Below are 20843 nucleotides of genomic sequence, written 5' to 3'. Positions count from 1 at the left end.
AGTGCAATTGACAATCGAAATAATGCGCCGTCATGGTACGGTGGACGAAAAAGTGGGCGCTGATGACTGCTGCGAAACTCGACGCGATCGACCTCAAGATCCTTGACGCCATCCAGCGCGATGGCCGCATAACCAAGCTGGCGCTGGCCGACCAGGTCGGGTTGTCGCCGACGCCGTGCTGGATGCGGCTGCGCAAGCTGGAAAAGGCCGGCGTCGTCTCGGGCTATCACGCCCGGATCGCGATGCGCGTCGTGGCGCCGGTCGCCACCGTGCTGATGGAAGTGACGCTGGCCAGCCACCGACAGGCCGATTTCGACCGCTTCGAGCGCGTCATCCGCGACATCCCCGAGATCGTCGCCTGCTGGTCGGTGGGCGGTGGCGTCGACTATGTGCTGAAGGTGATGGCGCGCGACATCGACGCCTATCAGCGGCTGGTCGACGGCCTGCTCGACCGCGAGATCGGCATCGACCGCTACTTCACCTACATCGTCATCAAGACGGTGAAGGATGAAATCGCGCTCCCCATAGCGGACCTGTTGCCGGCGTCGACATAGACCAGAGAGATCGACTGCCCTCCCGCCGCGATAGAGAGACTCTCTCTAAGCTCAGGCGTCCAAACAGCCTCTCTGTCTGCCGGTGACGGATAGTCTCCCCGCATCAGTCCGAACCGGGAGGCTTCGATCATGTCCGCGCATTTCGCCCGCTCGCATCGCCATGAGGCGCTCGACCGTCTTGTCGATCGCCGGCTGTTGCGCGAACTCGCTTATGTCGACGGGCACTGGATGGCGAGCGAGGCAGCCGAAAGCTTCGAAGTCACCGATCCGGCGACCGGCACCACCGTCGCTTTCGTCGCCGCGTTGGACGCGCAACAAACGACGAAGGCGATCGATGCCGCAGCGCGCGCCTTTCCGGCCTGGCGGTCGCTGTTGCCGCAGGAACGCGCAAGAATCCTGCGAAAATGGTTCGAGCTGATCATCGCGGCGAAAGACGACCTCGCTCTGCTGATGACATTGGAACAGGGCAAGCCGCTCAGCGAGTCGCTCGGCGAGATCGGCTATGCCGCCTCCTTCGTCGAATGGTATGCGGAGGAAGCGAAGCGTCTCAACGCCGAGAGCGTCACCAGCCATCTGCCGGACGCTGAAATGATGGTGCGGCGCGAGCCGCTGGGTGTGGTCGGCGTGGTCACGCCGTGGAACTTTCCCTCGGCCATGCTGACCCGCAAGGCAGCGGCGGCACTTGCCGCCGGCTGCACCATCGTCGCGCACCCCTCCTCGGAAACGCCGCTGTCGGCGCTGGCACTGGCCGAACTCGGCGAACGCGCCGGCCTGCCCGCCGGCGTTTTCAACATCGTCACCGGCAAGGCCGCGACGATCGTTGGTCGCATGTGCGAGGATCCGCGCGTCCGCGCCATGAGTTTTACCGGCTCCACCGAGATCGGCCGGCTGATCGCCGCGCAAAGTGCGCCGACGATGAAGCGGCTGGTGATGGAGCTTGGCGGCCACGCGCCGCTGATCGTCTTTGCCGATGCCGATCTCGGCAAAGCGGTGGCCATCGCCATCGACGCCAAATTCGCAACATCAGGACAGGATTGCCTCGCCGCCAATCGCATCTATGTCCAACGTCCGATTTATGACCGTTTCTGCGCCGCATTTGCAAAGCGCATCGAAGCGCTGCGGACCGGCAATGGACTTACCGATGAAACCGAGATCGGTCCGCTGATGCATGAGCGCGCGGTCAAGAAGGTGGAGGAACAGGTCGCCGACGCCGTAGCCCTCGGCGCGCGCTGCCTCGCCGGCGGCAAGCGCCATCAGGCCGGGCCGCTCTTCTACCAGCCGACACTGCTCGCCGATGTCGTCGACGACGCGTTGATCATGCGCGAGGAGACCTTTGGTCCGGTGGCCGCTGTCACGCCTTTCGACGATGAGGACGAGGTGATCGCACGCGCCAACGCCACCGAATATGGCCTGGTCGCCTATGTCGTGACCGAGAACGGCGCCCGCCAGCAGCGCATGGGCCGGGCGCTCGACTACGGCATGGTCGCCATCAACCGCGTGAAGATCACCGGCGCACCGATCCCCTTCGGCGGCGTCAAGCAGTCCGGGATCGGCCGAGAAGGCTCGCGCCACGGGCTGGAAGCTTTCACCGACCTCAAATACCTTTGCCTGGATGTGGCGTAGGCCCGCACCCGGACCTCTTTCAAGGAGTAAAAAGATGCTCGACCAGTCCAACGAACTCAACGCCTGGGACCGCGACCATTTCTTCCATCCCTCCACCCATATGGGCACGCACGCGCGCGGTGAATCGCCGACGCGCATCATGGCTGGTGGCGAAGGCGTCACCGTCTGGGACAACAATGGCAGGAAGAGCATCGATGCCTTCGCCGGCCTTTATTGCGTCAATGTCGGCTATGGCCGCCAGAAGATCGCCGATGCCATCGCCGCCCAGGCCAAGAACCTCGCCTATTACCACGCCTATGTCGGGCACGGCACCGAGGCTTCGATCACGCTGGCCAAGATGATCATCGACCGCGCGCCGAAGGGCATGTCGAGGGTCTATTTCGGCCTCTCGGGTTCGGACGCCAACGAAACCAACATCAAGCTGATCTGGTACTACAACAACGTTCTCGGCCGCCCGGAGAAGAAGAAGATCATCTCGCGCTGGCGCGGCTATCACGGCTCGGGCGTGATGACAGGATCGCTGACCGGGTTGGAGCTGTTCCACAACGCTTTCGACCTGCCGCGCGCGCCCATCCTGCACACCGAGGCGCCGTACTATTTCCGCCGCGCCGACCGCTCGATGAACGAGGAGCAGTTCTCGCAGCATTGCGCCGACAAGCTTGAGGAGATGATCCTCGCCGAAGGTCCCGACACGATTGCGGCCTTCATCGGCGAGCCGATCCTCGGCACTGGCGGCATCGTGCCGCCGCCCGCGGCCTACTGGGAAAAGATCCAGGCGGTGCTGAAGAAATATGACGTGCTCCTGGTCGCCGACGAGGTGGTGACGGGCTTCGGCCGGCTCGGCACCATGTTCGGCTCCGATCACTACGGCATCAAGCCCGACCTGATCACCATCGCCAAGGGCCTGACCTCGGCCTATGCGCCGCTGTCGGGCGTCATCGTCGCCGACAAGATGTGGCAGGTGCTGGTGCAAGGCTCCGACAAGCTCGGCTCGCTCGGCCATGGCTGGACCTATTCGGCGCATCCGATCTGTGTTGCCGCCGGCGTCGCCAATCTCGAGCTGATCGACGAGATGGACCTAGTGCGGAATGCCGGCGAGACCGGCGCTTATTTCCGTGCCGAACTGGCCAAGGCCGTCGGCGGTCACAAACACGTCGGCGAGGTGCGCGGCGACGGTATGATGGCGGCTGTCGAATTCGTGAAAGACCGCGACGACCGGGCCTTCTTCGACCCTTCGCTCAAGATCGGACCGCAAATCGCCACGGCCCTTGCGGCAAGCGGCGTCATCGGCCGCGCCATGCCGCAGGGCGACATCCTCGGCTTCGCGCCGCCGCTTTGCCTGACCCGCGAGGAAGCCGACATCGTGGTGGCCAAGACCGCCGATGCCGTGAACAACGTATTTGCCAATCTCTGAGGCCGACCCGTGAATGCCATGACCCAAACTCTTCCCGCCACCATGGCAGCCGTGCTGCTCACCGGGCACGGCGGACCGGAAAAGCTCGTATACCGCACCGACGTGAAAGTACCCGCCCCGGCTTCGGGTGAAGTGCTCATAAGGGTCAGCGCTTGCGGGATGAACAACACCGACGTCTGGGTGCGCCAGGGCGCCTATGGCACCGAGGAGGATGCGGGCGCGGTGTCGACCTGGCGAAGGCAAGGCAATACGCTCACCTTCCCGCGCATCCAGGGCACCGACACGGTCGGCGCCATCGTCGCCGTCGGCGAAGGCGTGTCGACTGACCGCATCGGCGAACGGGTGATGGTCGATTTTTCAATCTACAACCGCGACGACGATTCGCTCGCCGACATCGACTATATGGGCCACGGCCGCGATGGCGGTTATGCCGAATACCAAGCCGTGCCGGCGGAGAACGCGCATGTCGTCGACACGGCCTTGAGCGACGTCGAACTCGCCACCTTCTGCTGCGCCTACCTTACCGGCGAACAGATGCTGGAACGCGCAGCCCTCAAAGCCGGCGAGCGTGTGCTGGTCACCGGCGCCTCGGGCGGCGTCGGTTCTGGCATCGTGCAGCTGGCGCGAGCGCGTGGCGCCATTCCCTATGCCGTCGTCGGCAAAGGCAAGGAACGGGCGGTGCTCGATATCGGCGCCGAGGCGGTCATCACACGCGGCGTCGCCGACCTGCCGCAAGCCGTGACCGAGGCGACCGGCGGACAACCCATCGACGTGGTGGCGGATCTGGTTGGTGGCTCGATCTTCAACGACCTGCTGCGCATCCTGCGACCCGAGGGCCGTTACACCACCGCCGGCGCGATCGCCGGCCCGGTCGTCCAGCTCGACCTCAGGACCATGTATCTCAAGCAGTTGCAACTGCATGGTTCGAGCCAGGGCACGCGCGCCGATTTCCGCCGCATCGTTCGCTACATCGAGGAAGGCAAGATCCGGCCCGTGGTCGGCGGCGTCTACAAGCTCTCCGACTTCCATCAGGCGCAGGCCGATTTCGTAGCCAAGGATTTCGTCGGCAAGCTGATAGTGGTGCCCGATGCCGTCGCGGAGCGTCCCGCCTAGCACCGGAACCACAACCTTTCGCCCGAAACTCACTCCGCCTGCCGCTGCCATAATCGGAATGGCTTGCAGTCCGGCCAGCAAGCCGCCACAAACGGCGACGCCCGCCGCACCATCGGCCCGGGCATCCGGTCAGGGGACACAGGCGAGACATGACAGCCCGAATGATTGTGCTCGACGCCAAGCCGCTTGGCGCGGCTGACGTCGCCGAGATCGCGCGGCGCAACGCCCGGCTCATGCTGGGCGAGGAGGCGTTGCGACGCATCCGGGCGAGCCGCGCGCTGATCGAACAGCTGACGCAGCTCGGCAAACCGATGTACGGCGTCACCACGGGCCTGGGAGCCTGTGTCGACACGCCGCTGGCGCAGGCCGACCTGATCGCCTTCCAGCACAGCGTGCCGCTCAGCCACAGCATGGGTATCGGACCCGCTTTGCCCACCGAGGCGGTGCGGGCGCTGATGACCGCACGCGTCTCAGGCATGGCCGCCGGCGGCACCGGTACCTCCGAACGCGTGGTCATGGGTCTGGTGGCGGCACTCAATGCCGGCGTCCATCCGGTGATCCCGACGTGGGGATCGATCGGTGCGGCCGACCTTGCCCATCTCGGCCATATGGCGCGGGCGCTGCGCGGCGACGGCGAGGCGGAGTTCCAGGGCCGGATCATGCCGTCGGCCGAGGCGCTCGCGCTCGCCGGGCTCGAACCGCTCGATCTGCGCGAGAAAGACGGCCACGCCATTATCGTCGCCAACAGTCTATCCACCGGCACGGCGTGCCTGTGCCTCGAAGACGTCGTCCATCTCATCGACTGGGCGCTGGCTGCCGTGGCCCTCAATTACGAGGCGTTCCGCTCTTCCCTCACCGCGATCGACGCGGACGCCCTGGCCGCACGGCCGGCTTTCGGCCAGCGTGAGATCGGCGCGCGTTTGCGCATCGAGCTGGCGGGAAGCGGCCTGTGGAAGGACAAGGCGGCGCGGCGGCTTCAGGACCCGCTCAGCTATCGCTGCGTGCCTCAGGTCTGGGGCGGCCTGCTGCATGCGTTCGAACAAGCGACTCTGGCAACGGAAATCGAACTGACCCATTCGGGCGACAACCCGGTGATCCTGCCCGAGGACGGCCGCGTCGTCTCGAACGGCAATTTCGACCTCACGGCGATGACACTGGCCTGGGAGCAGCTTGGCCAGGCGCTCGCGCATTGCGCGGTGGGCACCGCCAACCGCTGCATGAAACTGATGTCGCCGACAATTGCGGAATTGCCGCGATTCCTGTCGGCCAGGGGCGGCAGCCGCCAGGGCTACGCTGAACTGCAAAAGCCGCTGGCCGCGCTGGAGGCGGAAATCCGGCATCTTGCCAACCCGATGTCGCTCAGCCCGCTTGCCGTATCGGATGGTATCGAGGACCAGTCGTCGATGGCGCCGCGCGTGGTGGCTAAGACTGGCGAGATCATCGAGCGCCTGCGCTATCTCGTGGCAATGGAATTGATCTTCGCGGCGACGGGCGTGGAGTTGCGCGGCGTCGTCGACAGCATGGGCGAAGGGCCGCGGCGCACCTTTGCCGCCGTCCGTGCGCTGGTCAGCCCGCTCGACGACGATCGTGAGATGAGCACCGATATGACGCGCGTCGCCCGCATGGTGGCGGGCCCCCGGGGCTGAGAGTTCCGCCCTATTGCTGGAACGGTCCTCTGAGATTGAGTTTCTCGGCCAGAAGGCAGAAGCGGTCGATCGAACGGACAAGGTCTTCGCCTTGCCCGGCGACGATCGCGCCACGCTCGGGAGGCAAGGTTTCGGAGAGAACCTTCCACAACCGGCTTTGCCGATCGCAGAGATCCGCCAGTTCGGAGCACTCACCGGCAGTCAGTTTCAGAAGGCGGTCCGCGGCCACCGGCCCAATCCCGGCGGGCGTGGTTGCGCCCAGCGAAAGGTAACCCGCCGGCACGGTGCCTTTTGCGTTCGTCACCGATTTTCGGCAGATGACATCGAATATCTGATCGACGGCCTGCTTGGCGCCGGCGACGCGTGAAGGATGGTCCGTATCGGCGGCGGCGTGCGGCAGAAGCTCGAGCCTGGCACCATGCCTCTCGACGAGATCGAGATAAGGCAGCATCGGCCCAGACAACGTACCAGTTGAGGCGTCCCTGAACAGATCGGCATCGATCGCGGCGTGGCGCACCTGCCCTGTATTCAGGGCGTCACCCAAGGCCGTAACGTCGACAAGCTCGCCGCGGTCGTAGTTGACCAGCACCGCGCCCTTATTCATGCGTGACAAGATTTCCGCGCCGATCAGCCCGGCATTGGCGTAGCGGCCGGTCCGCGCATCCTGCTTGCCCAGACCTACATGAACGCTGAGCACATCGGCGCCTTCAGCCGCGTCGGCGAGGTCCGCCGCATAGGCAAAGCCCTCGGCTTCTATCCACTCCCGATGCCGAGGCCGTGCGTGGATCACAACGCGCATGCAGAAGGCGCGGGCGAGCTTCGCCACCTCCCTGCCGATATTGCCGTAGCCGACGATCGCGATCGTCTTGCCTTCGAGCTTTTCAGTGGGGAAATCGCGCAGTTCCCTGCCGGTGTCGAAGGCGCCTCGCGCCACCCGCTCGTGAAGCATGTCGACCGGGAGATCCGGCAGCACTTTCAGGATCGCCTTCATCACCATCTGTGCGGTAGCGCGGCTGTTGATGCCGGGCGTGTTCATCAGCACGGCCGTGCCGCCCTCGCCGCCGCCGCCACCCCACGAGCGCGAGCCCATATTGCCGGTGCCGGCGCCGATCCGCACGCCGGCAAGCGGAAAGACGGTTTCGGCGGGCAGGAAGGTGGCGGCGGCGATGACGGCGTCATAGCGTCCGTCGCCGGCGGCTTCGATCAGTTCTTCGCGGGTGCTGAGATCCGGCTGATAGAAAAAATGCACGCGGCCACGTTCGAGAGCAGTCTTGTCGCCAAGTCCGGTCGCATGAAAACGGCCGCCCTTGGCTTCGATATGGGCGCGCACCTCCGAAGGGTCAGGCATTCCGTCAGCGTCGAAGCGCAGACCGATCAGGTCGCAGACCAGCACGGCATAGGCGTGTTGCGGATCGACTGGGTCGACTGGGCGGGTGTCGGCATTTGCGGTCACGTCGTTTCCCTCATGCTAGAACGGAGCGCCCTGCTTGTCCGGCAGGCCCTGGACCATCAGAACCTATCCGCCCGGAACGGCGCGGGATCGATCACCGGCGGCAGACCAGCGGCGAGTTGCGACACGATCTTGCCGGTGACCGCACCGCCGATCAGGCCCTGGTGGACGGCCGAGATGGCGACCAGCGGCCAGGCGCGGCAAATCATTTGCCGATGTGGAAGCCTCCTGGGGCAGCCCCTCGGTACCTTGCCCGGCATCTGCGCATGATGCTTCGTTATCCCTGGCGGGTTGACGGACGGATTGCCTGCTGCTTCCCGAGAGGACCTATTTGCGAGATCCCCTGACGTGACCGCTGACCTGGGCGCCGTCTTCGGCGCGCAGGTAGAGAAATCCGGGGATGGAGAGCAGGGGGATGATCGCGGTGAGCAGGAACACCTGGTGAAAGCGTTCCGGGGTCAACACGTGGCTCTCTCCCGCAATCAGGCCCAGCATCATGGCGGCGATCGAAACGCCGAGCGATACGCTGAGCTGTTGCAGCACACCGCCAAGGCTGGTGGCGCGGCTGAGCTTGTCGGCCGGCAGATCGGCATAGGACAGGGTGTTGGAGGTCATGAACTGCGCCGACCGGACGATACCGAACAGGAAGACATAGCAACCGATCAGCCAATGCGGCGTGTCGGGCCCCATCATGGCGAAGCCTGCCACGGAGGCTGAGCCGACGACCGCGCTGCCGATCAGCACGACACCGAAGCCGAAACGTCGCAGCAGTGGCGACAGCAGCGGCCGCATGAGCAGCGCCCCGAGACTGCCGAGGAATGTCAACGAGCCTGATGTGATCGGGCTCATACCGAAGCCGACCTGCAGCATCAGCGGCACCAGGAAGGGCACGCCGTTGAGGCCGACGCGGCACAGGCCGCCCGCCAGCGTGCCGACCCAGAAGGAGCGGAACCGAAACAGCGTCAGGTCGACGGCCGGCGCCGCGACGCGTCGCGCATAGCGTCCGAAGGCAAGCAGCAGCAGGAATGCCGCGGCCAGCACCAGCAATGTCGCCGACCCGGGAATGATGGGGCGGCCGATGTTCTCCAGCCCGAACTGCAGGAGCGCCACGCCGACTCCGACCATCAGGAATCCCGGGACATCGAAACGTTGCGCCGCCTCGCCATGGAAGTCGTCGACGAAGCGCAGCGCTGCCAGAATGCCAAGGCAGCCGAACGGAACATTGACGTAGAATATCCAGCGCCATGAAGCGTAGGTGGTCAGCAGGCCGCCGAGCAGCGGCCCGATGACCGGCCCCATGATGGCCGGCAGGGTGGTGTAGGTCATGGCGGTGATCAGGCCACTGCGCGGAAAGCTGCGCAGCAGGATCAGCCGGCCGACCGGCGTCATCATGGCGCCGCCAAGCCCCTGCAGGGCCCGCATCGCCAACAGCATTCCGAAACTGTCGGCCACGCCGCACAGCGCCGAGCCCAGTGTAAAGGTGAAAAGCGCCAGCGCGAACACCCTGCGCGCGCCGTACCTGTCGGCAAACCAGCCGCTGACGGGAATAAACACGGCGAGCGTCAGGATGTAGGTGGTGATCGCAAGGTTCAGCCTGACCGGCGTCGTGCCGAGGCTTTGGGCTATTGCCGGGATCGCGGTGGTGATGATGGTGGAATCGAGCTGTTCCATGAAAAAGGCGATGGCGACGATGATCGGGATGATGAGCCTCAGCCTCGGATCGCGCTCGGTGGCAAATTGAGGCTGTTCCAAGGCTCTGGCCAATTCCGTCATGCAGGTTGCCTTATACCGGCCAAAGTGGCGCGTCCCGGTTCAAAGGCAAGATCGCCCTGCCTTGTGCCTGCCGGGCGCGCACGCAGGCCGCTCATGGTCCGACAAATAGACGAGCGGTGGCGCTCGCTGCCCGGATTGCCAAAACCGGGCCGATGACGCAAGGTCCTATGGTCTGGCCTTAGCGTCAGACAATTTTTGGGCATGCCATCTCAGATGGTCGTCCATGAATGTCGAAATGAAGAAATACGAGTGATCGTAGCCGTCCTGCATGCGCAGCGTCAGCGCAATGCCGGCCTTGGCGCATGCCGCCTCCAGGAGCCAGGGCCTCAATCCATCGTCGAGAAATCCATCCGATGTCCCCTGGTCGACGAAAAACGCCGGGAAGTGGTGACCATCTTCGATGAGCAAGGTGGCATCGTACGCCCGCCATGATTTCTCGTCCGCACCGAGATACTTCTCGAAGGCCGGCTTCGACCAGCCGGCGGTGCTGGGTTGCACGATCGGCGCGAACGCCGAACAACTCTTGAAGCGTTCAGGATTCTTCAGCGCCATGGTCAGCGCGCCATGGCCGCCCATCGAGTGGCCGAAGATCGCCTGACGCGTCATGTCGGCCGGAAATTCCCGAGCGATCAGCGCGGGCAATTCCCCGGTGACGTAGGAATTCATGCGATAATTGCGGGCATAGGGCTCTTGCGTCGCATCGACGTAGAAGCCGCCGCCGCTGCCGAACTGCCAATTGTCCTTCTCGTCGGGGATGCCGTCACCGCGGGGACTGGTGTCGGGACAGACGACGATCAGACCGAGCTCGGCGGCCATGCGCCTGTACTCCCCCTTGTCCATAACGTTGGCGTGGGTGCAGGTAAGGCCGGAGAGATACCAAACGACAGGGCAAGGTTTTTCGAGGGCCTGCGGCGGCACGAAGACGGCAAAGGTCATGTCGCAGGCGCAGGTATCCGAAGCGTGCGAATAGACGCCCTGGACGCCGCCATGCGACCTGGCCGCGGAGATGATTTTCATCCGATCCGACATAATGTTTTTTCTCCGCCAATGTGATTTACCGCCGTTTCTCTACGGCATCGGCCGGGGCCGCGGCAACCTCGACGATTGGTCATTGGATACCGCGCAGGCCGCGGCCGTCACACGCGAATGCCAACGCGACCAGGGCGAAAATGGATGCTTGTTCGGAACCTGATCGGCCGGCGGTGGTTTTCCGCTCAGGCAAACACGGAGGAAGCCATGGCACGCGACAGGACCGAATATGAAACCGGCGCCCGGAAATATCCCGCGAGGACCGGCCCGGATCCGAGCGACGATTTCTCGCCCGACGCAGCGGGCAACACGCCGCCGGAAGGTGGGATGGGGCTTACGCGACCGCCGGGGCAGACAAATGAAGAGACACATCAGTCCGAAGGGCGGAATCCACCTCGCAAGGCAACGCCGAGCCCCGCTACCGAAAAGACATCCGGCGCGGGTCCGGCAATCTCCGAACGCTCGAAAGACGCGAAGTCTCCCAGATCGGGCCGCCAGGCCGGCGCCTATGTCAAGGACTGACGCGGACGGGAAGCGATAGGCTTCGACAAAGCCTTTGCGTCGCGCAAACCTTTTGGTCTGCCGCGCGTTGAACCGTCTTCAACCGAGGAGACAACCATGCAGATGAAATCGCCGACCGCCGATGAAGCCGCCAAGCAGCGGCACATCCAGCATCATATCGACGCCAAGGACAAATCGAAGCGCAACGGCAAGGAGCACGCCATGCAGGCAGGCGCGCGCACCTATCCCGAGCCGCCCTTCCCCAAGCAACATCAGGCCAAACCCGGGCATGAAGCCGCGATCGAGCCTGCTCCGCTCTACGATGCTCCCTATTATTTCGGATCGCAGAAACTCAAGGAAAAGGTGGCTCTCATCACAGGCGGCGATTCCGGCATCGGCCGCGCCGTGGCGGTGTTGTTCGCACGCGAAGGCGCCGATATCGCGATCGTCTACCTGGCCGAGGACAGGGACGCCGAAGAGACGAAGTCCGCCGTCGAAAGAGAAGGCCGACGCTGCATCCTCATAAAGGCGGACGTCAGTGACCGGCAGGATTGCCACGACGCCGTGGCGGCCGCAGTCGAAACATTCGGCCGCATCGACGTGCTCGTCAACAACGCCGCCTTCCAGATTCATTCCAGCGATTTCAGCGACCTGACCGAAGAACATTTCGACACGACGCTGAAAACCAATCTCTACGGCTATTTCCACATGGCGCAGGAAACGGTGCCGCACATGAAGCCGGGCTCGGCGATCGTCAACACCGGTTCGGTTACCGGCATAGACGGCTCGAAGCAACTGGTCGACTATTCGATGACCAAAGGCGGCATCCATGCCTTCACGCGCGCGCTTTCGGGCAACCTCATCGCGAAGGGCATCAGGGTGAACGCGGTCGCGCCCGGTCCGGTGTGGACGCCGCTCAATCCGTCCGACAAGGAAGCCGACGACGTCTCGAAATTCGGTGCGGACACGCCAATGAAACGGCCGGCACAACCGGAGGAACTGGCTCCGGCCTATGTGTTCCTCGCCTCTCCACACTGCTCGAGTTACATCACCGGCGAAATCCTGCCGATCGTCGGCGGCTACTAGGGTCATCGCAATGTATTTCATTGCCCTGGCGACCGACTATGACGGGACGCTCGCCCACGACGGGACTGTCTCCAAGACGACGCTCGCCGCGCTGGAGCGGTTCAAGAAAACTGGCCGCAAACTGCTTCTGGTCACCGGACGCGAACTGGCCGACCTCAAGCGCGTGTTTCCCGATGTCGGCCTGTTCGACAAGGTGGTCGCCGAGAATGGCGCCCTTATTTACACCCCGGCGAGCGAGGAGGAGCGGGTGATCTCGCCGCCGTCGGAGCCCAAATTCGTCGCCAGATTGAAAAAGCAGGGGGTAAAGCCGCTTTCGGTGGGACGGTCGATCGTCGCCACCTGGGAGCCACATCAGGCGACCGTGCTCGAGGTCATCAAGGAGATGGGGCTCGAGCTCGAGATCATCTTCAACAAGGGCGCGGTGATGGTCCTGCCGAGCGGCGTCAACAAAGCCACGGGGCTGGGGGCCGCACTCGAGGACCTTCATCTGTCGCCGCACAATGTGGTGGGTATCGGCGACGCGGAAAACGATCATGCCTTTCTGCAGGCCTGTGGTTGCAGCGTTGCGGTCGACAATGCCATTCCCGCGGTCAAAGGCACCGCAAACCTGGTCACGCGCGGCGCACGCGGCAAAGGTGTCGAGGAACTGATCGCCAAGCTGATCGAACGCGACCACGGGATCGTGCCGAAACGTCATGACGGCATTCTCATGGGATCATCCGGTGGCGACGATATCTATCTGTCGCCGACCGAAAGTGTGCTCATCGCCGGCAGTTCGGGCATCGGCAAATCCACCCTGGCCACCGCGCTGACGGAACGCCTGGTCGAGAACCGATTTCAATTTTGCGTCTTCGACCCGGAGGGTGACTATGACGGCCTCGAGGGCGCCGTTCGGCTGGGGGATGCGTCGAGCGCGCCGACAAAGGCACAGGTGCTGGATCTTATCGCCAAGGCCGACAACAATGTCGTCGTCAACGGACTGGCGCTGAGTGTCGACGAGCGGCCTGACTTCTTTGCCGACCTGCTGCCTGGCCTTGGCAGCTTCCGCCGCCGCACCGCACGACCGCATTGGCTGGTCATCGACGAAGCGCACCATCTTCTTCCGAAGCGGCGCGACGATACGCGCTCCGTGCTCTCCCTGGAACTGCCGGGCACGATCCTGATCACCGTCCATCCCGAAGCGATTTCGACCGACGCCCTGCGCCTGGTCACGGCCGTCATCGCCCTTGGCCCGAAGGCGAAGGACGTGGTGAAGGCCTTCTGCCACGAGACCGGCATTGAGCCGCCGAAGGACATTCCCAAGCCCAGGGGCGACCGGGTTCTGTTCTGGCGACCGCCGGCGCGCAAAAAACTCAAGACGGTCAAGATGATCGAACCTCGCCAGTCCCTCAGGCGCCACAGCCGCAAATATGCCGAAGGCCAGCTCGATGAGACCGGCAGCTTCTATTTCCGGGGTCCCGACGATGCGATGAACCTCAGAGCCCATAATCTGACGATCTTTGCCCAGATGGCCGAAGGCATAGACGACAAGACCTGGGAGTTCCATCTGCGCGCGGGCGATTATTCGAAATGGTTTCGCCATCAGATCAGGGACAACGACCTCGCCCGCGAAACCGCCGAGGCGGAACAGGACAGGAAGCTTTCGGCGGAAGAGAGCCGCAAACGGATTCTCGATGCCGTTAGGCGGCGCTACACAGCACCGGCGACGGCGCCTGAGGAATAGCAGCCAGGCCTCGGTCATGGGCGATGGAACGGCCGGTTCGCCAACCGCGATTGGAACCGGGGCGCCGAGTTGACGTTCAACCTCCGAGAAGGAGAAACGATCATGCCACGAGGCGACAAATCCAAATACACCGACAAGCAGGAACGCAAGGCCGACCATATTGCCGAAGGCTATGAGAAGCGTGGCGTCTCCGACAAGGAAGCCGAGCGACGCGCATGGGCGACCGTCAACAAGGACGACGGCGGCGGCAAGAAAGAAGGCGGCTCCGGGCGTGGCAAGCACACCGGTCATCCAGCGGCCCACAAGGGCGGCAAAACCGGCGGAAAGGCGTCCGCATCCCGATCAGCCGCGAGCCGGTCCGAATCGGCGAAGAAAGCGGCGGCAACCCGCAAACGGAATGCCGAGCATCACGCCCACTGACCGGCCACAAGGATCGGAACGCCGGCATCAACCGGACCTGGTGGTCCGGGTTTTGCGATGCCCAACGCACCGGCCGCTTCTCCGCGAGATGGCTGGAACAACCGCCCTGATGGCAAGTTGTGCCCGAGCTACACCGCTGGTGGGCTTCACGACAATTGGAGATGACAATCATGGCGACTGCTAAGAAAGCGGCAACGAAGGGCCTTGAGGCCCTGTTCCTCGACGGGCTGAAGGACATCTATTATGCCGAGAAGAAAATCCTGAAGGCACTGCCCAAAATGGCGAAGGGCGCCGAATCCGAAGATGTTTCGGCAGCCTTCGAGAAGCATCTGCAGGAGACCGAGGGCCAGGTCGACCGGCTCGAACAGATCTTCGAGCTTCTCGACAAGCCGGCCCGAGGCAAGACCTGTCCGGCCATCGACGGCATCCTCGAGGAGGGTTCGGAAATCCTCCAGGAATACAAGGGCGACCCCGGGCTGGACGCTGGGCTGGTCGGGGCGGCGCAGGCCGTCGAACATTACGAGATCGCACGCTACGGCACGTTGATCGCCTGGGCCGAACAGCTCGGCAAGAGCGACGTGGTCAAACTCCTGAACGAGACCCTCGAGGAAGAGACGGCGACCGACGAGGCACTCACCAGCCTCGGCGAGAGCGGCGTCAACGAGCGTGCCCTGCAACAGGCCGCATAGCTGGCGAGCCGTTGCCCCTGGCAAGCGCCCGGGGGCAACTCCCCAGGATTTTGTTGGAGAACGACGATGGATCCCCGCAAAACGAAGCAACCCGCGGCGCAGGCGCAAGACCCGGCCGAAACCGATGGCCCCGCGATCGAGCAACAGGATTGGAGCGCGCTCGAAGGCGGGGAAATCCTTCCCGGCAGCGTCGCGGTGGAAGACGACGAGCCCGAGGGCGACTTGCCCGAGGAGGATGACGACAATGCCTACCAGGAAAGCGACGAGGCATTGCCAGACGATCTCGAGGAAGCGGTCATTTCACGCGATCCTTCTAGGGAAGGCGGCCGCTTCGACGAGGAGTAGGCCGGCAATGTCCTGATCAGCCGGCCGCATGCATCGGGCGCTCTTCATTTTCGTCGGGGTTGGGCAACGGCGCCTCATCGGGTAGTTCGTCCGGCTCCGGTTCGCCGATCGGCTCTGGCTTCCAAGTCGGAGCCGGCATGGGGACGTCGCGGTTGGGGTCAGGTTCTCTTGGGTGGGGCATCAAATCTGTCTCTCTTCCGGTGGGCAAGGTTGGCTTTGGCCGTAACGCCGACCGCGTCTGGAGCGCTCTCTCGAAAGTCCGAGGCGTCGGTTGCGTCGAGGGTCAAAGAAACCGGAGGCGCGGACGTTCCGTCACATAATATTTCGTGAATCGTGCCGCGGGCTCCGGCCGTCCTTACGTCGCCTGGCAGCGCGAAGAGTTCATGTTGTGTTTGCGGGTCGGATTTCAGGCAATCGTCCGATCCCCGCGAGATGTGGAGCGTACGCGGCGAGCCTGCGGGATACGAATTCAGTGAAGAGCCGCACGCGCTTCGTCTTGCGCGTCTCTCCGTGTGTGAGAAGCCAGAGCGTTCCGTACAGGTGCAGGTCGGTGCCCGGCACCCTCACCAGCAGGGGATCGGCATCGCCGACGAAGCACGGCAGTGTCGTGATCCCGAGCCCTTGCCGAACAGCAACGATCTGCGCCTCGCCATCCGTGATCCTGAATGGCCCCCCTGTCGTGCGAATCTCGCCCTCGCTGGCCCAATCGGGAATTCCATGAATGCTGATGACGATCCACCGGATGGGATCAGGCGCGCCCGCACGCCATGCGGCTAGTCGATCGCGGGACATGTAGACGCCGCCGAACAGCTGCGGTCCCTTCAGGCCGTGAAGGTTGAGCGGCAGGGTTTTGCGGTCGTAGACGACGCGGATCGCCACGTCGGCCTCTCGGTTGGTCAGATTCGCCAGCTCGCCGGACGACAAGATTTCCATCTCGATGTCCGGATGCAGACGCGCGAAATCGGCGAAGTCCGGCATGAGCAGATGTGTCGCGAGGGTCGGAGCCAACGTCACCCGCAGAAGCCCGCGCACGCTCTGGTCGCGCCCGAAGACGCGTGTTTCCAGCCGATGCGACGACGCTTCCATCTGATTCGCGAGCTCGAGAACCTCCTCGCCCGCAGCCGTCAGGCGGTAGCCCGAAGGCAACTTTTCGAACATCTGCGCCGCGAGGCGTTCCTCGAGCTGGGCGATGCGTCGCAGCACCGTGGAGTGGTTCACCCCGAGGCGCAGGGCTGCAGCCCGCACCGAGCCTTCGCGTGCGACGGCAAGAAAGTGGCGAATGTCATCCCAGTCGATCATGGTGCGATCCTGCACCGCGCGGTGCGCCCTTCAAAGCCCGTGTCTAACGCATCGTACAGCAGTGAGGGCGGTGGTCCCAGCTTATGTCGACGAGCGCGGCCGAATTCCGGACGGCGGACACCGATCGTCGCGGCTGGCATCCGTCATAAGCCGGATCGATTTTGCACCACCGATGTGCGCACTTGCGCACTCAATGCATGACTCCGGCGGACCTATCTTGAGGTCTCGGGACAGAGACGCTGTCCGACAAGACGAAGGAGACGTTATGGGAAAGCTCGAGGGCAAGGTTGCGGTCATCACGGGTGGCGCCACCGGCATCGGCCGCGCAGCGGCAAGGCGCTTCATCGAGGAAGGCGCTTTCGTCTTCATCTTCGGCCGTCGCCAGGACGCGCTCGACGCCGCCGTGGCCGACCTCGGCCCCAATGCGCACGCGGTGAAGGGTTCGGTTTCCGATGAGGCCGACCTCGATCGACTTTACGCAGCGGTAAGGGCCGAGCGCGGCACCCTCGACATCGTCTTCGCCAATGCCGGAGCGGGAAGCCCGCTTCCGCTCGGCCAGATCACCGCCGAGCACATCAACGAAACCTTCGACACCAATGTGAAGGGCACGATCTTCACGATCCAGAAGGCGCTGCCGCTAATGGGTCCGGGCGGGTCGATCATTCTCACCGGATCGAGCGCCGGCACCACGGGCGCGCCGGGATTTACCGCCTACAGCGCGAGCAAGGCGGCAGTGCGCAACCTCGCGCGGACCTGGGCGGAGGACCTGAAGGGCACCGGCATTCGCGTAAACGTGCTGTCGCCGGGGGCGACGGCGACCGAGCTCGCGAAGGAAGCGCTGGGCGAGGAAGGCCAGAAGGCCTACGGCGCGATGACTCCGCTCCAGCGCATGGCCGATCCGGCGGAAATCGGGGCGGTAGCCGCCTTTCTCGCGTCGCCTGACAGCAGCTTCATGACCGCCAGCGAGATCGCCGTCGATGGCGGCCTGGCGCAACTCTGACGCCGGCGCGGTCCCGCGTCTGGCACACAACGAAGGATAGAAGATCATGAAAAAGCTAAAAAATAAGGTCGCCGTCATCACCGGCGGAAGCAGCGGGATCGGGTTGGCGACAGCCAAGCGCTTTGTTGAAGAGGGTGCGCACGTCGTGATCACCGGGCGACGAGAGAAAGAGCTGAAGGAGGCCGCGGCCTTCATCGAGAGAAACGTTACGACGGTCGCAGGCGACGTGTCGCGCTTGGAGGATCTGGACCGGGTCTATGCCGTCGTGAACGAGAAACACGGGCGGATCGACATTCTCTTCGCGAACGCAGGCGCGGGGACAATCGCACCGCTCGCGGCAGCGACAGAGGCCCATTTTGACCAGACCTTCGATGTGAATGTGAAGGGGCTGTTTTTCACGGTACAGAAGGCGCTTCCTCTATTCAGTGACGGCGGTTCGATCATCCTGACCTCTTCGGTCTCCAATGTGTTGGGGCTGCCGGGGTTCAGCACCTACGCTGCGAGCAAGGCGGCGGTGCGAAACTTCGCGCGCGCTTGGACACTGGAGCTGAAAGATCGCAAAATTCGCGTGAATTCAATGAGTCCCGGACCAATCGAGACCCCGGCATTGGAGACAACGACGGGCCTTACACCCGAGCAAGCCGAGCAAGCGGCCGCTCAATTTGCTTCGCAGGTCCCGATGGGGCGCAGGGGCAAGCCAGAGGAAATTGCGGCTGCCGTCACGTTCCTTGCTTCTGACGAAAGCTCTTACATCACCGGCGTGGATTTTGCCGTCGATGGAGGCTTGGCCCAGGTCTGACCCGGCATCACACAAGATCGGAGAAACGTCATGAGCTACGCAATTATCGGCTTCGGCAAGATCGGCCACGCTCTGGCCAGGGCGTTTGCCCGCAACGGCATCGACGTGTCCGTTGCAACGACGCGCGACCCGGAAAGCCTTGCAGCCGATGCCGCCGCGATCGGACCAGCGATCACTCCCAAAACGTTGGCGGAAGCCGTCAAGGCGAACATCATCTTTCTGGCCGTCCGTTTCGAGTCGCATCCGGATGTCGCGAAGGCGCTGTCCACCTGGCAGGGGAAGACCATCGTCGATGTGACCAATGCATTTGGCGTGCCCCCTGAGCAACTGGGAGGACAGCCTTCCTCCAGGTTCATCGCGCAGGCTTTCCCTGGTGCAAGGCTGGTCAGGGGTTTCAACCATTTGATCGCTGCCACCCTTGACCAAGACCCGGCCGTGCATGGTGGCAGGAGAGTCGTGTTCCTGGCGAGCGACGATGACGCTGCCGCTGCGGAGATCGGTACGCTCGCGGAAAATCTCGGTTTCTCGCCGATCAACCTTGGCGGACTGTCGGAAGGCGGACTGCTTGTCCAGGCGCGCGGAAACAGCTGGGGTCGTCTGATCTTCAAGGACCTGGTCAAGTTCGACTGATGAACACGACGTGCCACCGCGAGGGCCACGATGCACGGATGGGATCGAGCGCGATCCGATCCGTGGGAAATGGAGAAATTCCCATGAGTGTTGAGAAGAACATTCAGATCGTGAAGGACTTCTTCGCCGCAATCGGCCGCGGCGACAGGGAGGCTCTGCTGGCGCTGGCCGCCGAAGACATCGAGTGGATCATTCCGGGCGAGGACTGGCCGCTGGCCGGAACGCGGCACGGACACTCGGGGCTGGCGGATTTGCTCGACACCGCATCCAGGTCGATAGAGACGTCCACGGAACCTCGGGAGTTCGTAGCGCAGGGAGACCGGGTCATCGTTGTCGGCTTCGCGACGGGAAGGATCATAGCCACGAACAAGACGTTCGAGGACGACTGGATCTTCGCCATAACGGTCACGGACGGCAGACTGACGAGCATCCGGGAGTACGTCGACACGCAGGCCCTGGCGCGGGCCGCGCGGATGGACGCTTCCGGGCCTGCGTGGCGTTGACCCTCTGCGGCGACCATGGGCTCGGGGTAGACGGTGGATCAGCCGTGGATTGCCCCCCTCGCACGCCCGCTCGTCGAATACCTAACCGTAACGGAGATTCCGATGTACGAACAATCCAAGCTTTCCGAATTGATCCGGTTCGCAGGCATCGATGCGGGCTCCGCCGTCATCGACGTTTACCCAGGCGACGGCGACTGGACCCGTCTCTTCTCGGACATCGTGGGACCCCAAGGACGGGTCTACAGCTTCGTGCCGGCCGAAGTCGCCCACTTCAAGACCGATCCGGTCGACCGCATGCGGACGCTCGCGAAGGAGCCAGGCCGAGAGAACGTCGAAGCCCTCTCGGCGGACCTCGTGGCGATGCCGGAGGCCACGCACCCAGCGGATGTCGTGTGGCTGCACCTGTTCTACCACGATCTCCACACAGCGCTGATCCAGGCCAAGGGCGCGACGGCGGCCGACTTCAATCGAGTTGTCCACGAGCGGCTGAAGCCCGGTGGCTCATACGTTATCGTAGACCACGCCGCCGCCGCCGGGACGGGCACGGGCGATACCCAGTCGCTGCATCGGATCGACCCTGCATTCGTCCGCGAGGAGGTGGAGGCGGCCGGCTTCGTACTGGAGGCGGAAAGCACCATGCTCGCGAACACGGACGATCCCCACTCGATCAAGGTGTTCGATCCCTCGATCAAGGGCGAGACCGATCGCTTCGCCTATCGGTTTAGGAAGCCCTGACAGCCGCCGCCGACGGTCGGAGAAGCATTAAGCGTCCTATTCCATGACATGCGGGGTGTGCCGCTTGTCCTCCGCGGGATCGACGTCAATGCGTGCCTTTTCCGGATCGAATGCGCCATGACGCGCGATGGGCAGCGCTGTGGTCTCCGGCGTCTCATACGCCCACATGACGTCGTCGGCTGAACCGCCGACCGCGTGAACGCGCCAATAGCTCGCGGTCCCCTTCGGCGGACATTCGCTGGTCGTGTTGGTCTTTTCGAAAAGGTCGAAATAGATGTCCTCGAAGGGGATGTAGAATACCGGCTCGTGGCCCTCCTCCCGAAGAACTTTTGCCCGGTCCGTGGCGGCGACGATCGCGTCGGAAAACCGGACCGTCACCGTGCCGACGAACGGCTCTATGGTTATTGCGCTGAAACGATGCGCTGGAGTTGCAGTTGAAGCTTGCATCTGAATTCTCCCTGGCTAGCGATTGGTTGGAATGGCAACCAGCCGTGCGTGAACACCAAAGGCG

21 protein-coding genes are annotated in these 20843 nt (G+C 63.7%); 15 read left to right on the top strand and 6 right to left on the bottom strand.

The window, feature by feature from the left end; all coding sequences use genetic code 11:
• Positions 1 to 62: 62 nt before the first annotated feature.
• The 5 genes from LB556_RS16695 (at position 63) to hutH (ending at position 6350) form a co-directional block, all read left to right on the top strand.
• On the top strand, positions 63 to 554 hold the full coding sequence (locus LB556_RS16695) for an Lrp/AsnC family transcriptional regulator (RefSeq protein WP_224568830.1): 492 nt from the start codon (positions 63 to 65) through the stop codon (positions 552 to 554).
• Positions 555 to 683: 129 nt separating this feature from the next.
• The gene (locus LB556_RS16690; protein ID WP_224568829.1) at positions 684 to 2177 is read left to right on the top strand and encodes an NAD-dependent succinate-semialdehyde dehydrogenase; all 1494 of its coding nucleotides are present in this window, start codon (positions 684 to 686) and stop codon (positions 2175 to 2177) included.
• Between the two features lie 34 nt (positions 2178 to 2211).
• A complete protein-coding gene (locus tag LB556_RS16685) occupies positions 2212 to 3591 on the top strand; it encodes an aspartate aminotransferase family protein (RefSeq protein ID WP_224568828.1) in 1380 nt (459 codons plus the stop codon).
• An 18-nt stretch (positions 3592 to 3609) separates the two neighbouring features.
• The gene (locus LB556_RS16680) at positions 3610 to 4704 is read left to right on the top strand and encodes an alcohol dehydrogenase family protein (protein WP_224568827.1); all 1095 of its coding nucleotides are present in this window, start codon (positions 3610 to 3612) and stop codon (positions 4702 to 4704) included.
• 149 nt (positions 4705 to 4853) lie between these two features.
• Complete coding sequence (gene hutH, locus LB556_RS16675) at positions 4854 to 6350, top strand: histidine ammonia-lyase (protein WP_224568826.1); 1497 nt, start codon at positions 4854 to 4856, stop codon at positions 6348 to 6350.
• Between the two features lie 10 nt (positions 6351 to 6360).
• Here the strand turns inward: hutH and LB556_RS16670 are convergent, their stop codons facing one another.
• The 4 genes from LB556_RS16670 to fghA form a co-directional block, all read right to left on the bottom strand.
• Positions 6361 to 7803: an NAD(P)-dependent oxidoreductase gene (locus tag LB556_RS16670; protein ID WP_224568825.1), complete on the bottom strand. Its 1443-nt coding sequence runs from the start codon at positions 7801 to 7803 to the stop codon at positions 6361 to 6363.
• A 56-nt stretch (positions 7804 to 7859) separates the two neighbouring features.
• On the bottom strand, positions 7860 to 8009 hold the full coding sequence (locus tag LB556_RS16665) for a hypothetical protein (protein WP_224568824.1): 150 nt from the start codon (positions 8007 to 8009) through the stop codon (positions 7860 to 7862).
• A 118-nt stretch (positions 8010 to 8127) separates the two neighbouring features.
• Positions 8128 to 9573, bottom strand: a complete 1446-nt coding sequence (locus tag LB556_RS16660) for a DHA2 family efflux MFS transporter permease subunit (RefSeq protein ID WP_224568822.1) — start codon at positions 9571 to 9573, stop codon at positions 8128 to 8130.
• A gap of 165 nt (positions 9574 to 9738) precedes the next feature.
• A complete protein-coding gene (fghA, locus tag LB556_RS16655; RefSeq protein ID WP_224568820.1) occupies positions 9739 to 10590 on the bottom strand; it encodes an S-formylglutathione hydrolase in 852 nt (283 codons plus the stop codon).
• A 630-nt stretch (positions 10591 to 11220) separates the two neighbouring features.
• On the opposite strand from fghA, the gene LB556_RS16650 reads away from it, so the two are divergent.
• The 5 genes from LB556_RS16650 (at position 11221) to LB556_RS16630 (ending at position 15366) form a co-directional block, all read left to right on the top strand.
• Positions 11221 to 12189, top strand: a complete 969-nt coding sequence (locus LB556_RS16650) for an SDR family oxidoreductase (RefSeq protein WP_224568818.1) — start codon at positions 11221 to 11223, stop codon at positions 12187 to 12189.
• A gap of 10 nt (positions 12190 to 12199) precedes the next feature.
• On the top strand, positions 12200 to 13912 hold the full coding sequence (locus LB556_RS16645; protein WP_224568816.1) for an HAD-IIB family hydrolase: 1713 nt from the start codon (positions 12200 to 12202) through the stop codon (positions 13910 to 13912).
• Positions 13913 to 14014: 102 nt separating this feature from the next.
• On the top strand, positions 14015 to 14332 hold the full coding sequence (locus LB556_RS16640) for a plasmid stabilization protein (protein ID WP_224568814.1): 318 nt from the start codon (positions 14015 to 14017) through the stop codon (positions 14330 to 14332).
• 170 nt (positions 14333 to 14502) lie between these two features.
• A complete protein-coding gene (locus LB556_RS16635; protein ID WP_224568812.1) occupies positions 14503 to 15021 on the top strand; it encodes a ferritin-like domain-containing protein in 519 nt (172 codons plus the stop codon).
• Positions 15022 to 15087: 66 nt separating this feature from the next.
• Positions 15088 to 15366, top strand: coding sequence for a hypothetical protein (locus LB556_RS16630; protein ID WP_224568810.1), 279 nt, complete (start codon positions 15088 to 15090; stop codon positions 15364 to 15366).
• 381 nt (positions 15367 to 15747) lie between these two features.
• Here LB556_RS16630 and LB556_RS16625 read toward each other — a convergent pair whose 3' ends face one another.
• Entirely contained in the window at positions 15748 to 16665 is a 918-nt protein-coding gene (locus tag LB556_RS16625; protein ID WP_224568808.1) for a LysR family transcriptional regulator, read from the bottom strand.
• A 265-nt stretch (positions 16666 to 16930) separates the two neighbouring features.
• Here LB556_RS16625 and LB556_RS16620 point away from each other — a divergent pair, with 265 nt between their 5' ends.
• From LB556_RS16620 to LB556_RS16600, 5 genes are all read left to right on the top strand, one after another.
• Positions 16931 to 17665 carry an SDR family NAD(P)-dependent oxidoreductase gene (locus LB556_RS16620; protein WP_224568806.1) on the top strand — a complete coding sequence of 245 codons (735 nt, stop codon included), beginning with the start codon at positions 16931 to 16933 and terminating at the stop codon, positions 17663 to 17665.
• Between the two features lie 46 nt (positions 17666 to 17711).
• A complete protein-coding gene (locus LB556_RS16615) occupies positions 17712 to 18464 on the top strand; it encodes an SDR family NAD(P)-dependent oxidoreductase (RefSeq protein WP_224568804.1) in 753 nt (250 codons plus the stop codon).
• A 30-nt stretch (positions 18465 to 18494) separates the two neighbouring features.
• A complete protein-coding gene (locus LB556_RS16610; protein ID WP_224568802.1) occupies positions 18495 to 19094 on the top strand; it encodes an NADPH-dependent F420 reductase in 600 nt (199 codons plus the stop codon).
• A gap of 83 nt (positions 19095 to 19177) precedes the next feature.
• The gene (locus LB556_RS16605; protein WP_224568801.1) at positions 19178 to 19597 is read left to right on the top strand and encodes a nuclear transport factor 2 family protein; all 420 of its coding nucleotides are present in this window, start codon (positions 19178 to 19180) and stop codon (positions 19595 to 19597) included.
• A 102-nt stretch (positions 19598 to 19699) separates the two neighbouring features.
• The gene (locus tag LB556_RS16600) at positions 19700 to 20332 is read left to right on the top strand and encodes a class I SAM-dependent methyltransferase (RefSeq protein WP_224568800.1); all 633 of its coding nucleotides are present in this window, start codon (positions 19700 to 19702) and stop codon (positions 20330 to 20332) included.
• A 36-nt stretch (positions 20333 to 20368) separates the two neighbouring features.
• Here LB556_RS16600 and LB556_RS16595 read toward each other — a convergent pair whose 3' ends face one another.
• Positions 20369 to 20779, bottom strand: a complete 411-nt coding sequence (locus tag LB556_RS16595) for a DUF427 domain-containing protein (RefSeq protein ID WP_224568799.1) — start codon at positions 20777 to 20779, stop codon at positions 20369 to 20371.
• Positions 20780 to 20843: the final 64 nt, after the last annotated feature.

The organism is Mesorhizobium sp. ES1-4 (assembly GCF_020164745.1).
Taxonomy (GTDB): Bacteria; Pseudomonadota; Alphaproteobacteria; order Rhizobiales; family Rhizobiaceae; genus Mesorhizobium.
Note: the sequence above shows the minus strand (reverse complement) of the source record. Positions and strands in the feature narration are given on the sequence as shown.